The 319-nt window shown below is 47.6% G+C and carries 1 protein-coding gene; it reads right to left on the reverse strand.

Annotated elements, in window-relative coordinates; genetic code table 11:
- The coding region (locus FGT79_RS30745; RefSeq protein ID WP_171056550.1) for a peptidoglycan recognition protein family protein at window positions 1-319 on the reverse strand (319 nt) is incomplete at both ends.

Below are 319 nucleotides of genomic sequence, written 5' to 3' on the forward strand. Positions count from 1 at the left end.
TCAATTATTTTATCAGCATCTTCTTTTTTCATTTTTGGTTTCACCTCCGGCTTAATTTCAGGTGCTGGCTGCAGCTTGGCGGCAACCCGCGACTTAAAGGATGTCCACCCCGCCCATGTGCCATTGCTATACATGAGTCTCGGACATATCTTGCGGCTCCAGTCAAAATGCCTACGTAGTCGATCAACTCCCCAACCGCGTTCTTTAAGCATGCTGGCAACCAAATCAACTGCATTGTCTAGTCCTTTTGCATAATCTCCGCTCTCGCAGATTTCAATTCCGATAGAAGTTCTGTTTCCGCTAGATGCTCCGCTGCCGT

Source organism: Paenibacillus sinopodophylli (assembly GCF_005930355.1).
GTDB classification, from domain to species: Bacteria; Bacillota; Bacilli; order Paenibacillales; family Paenibacillaceae; genus Pristimantibacillus; species Pristimantibacillus sinopodophylli.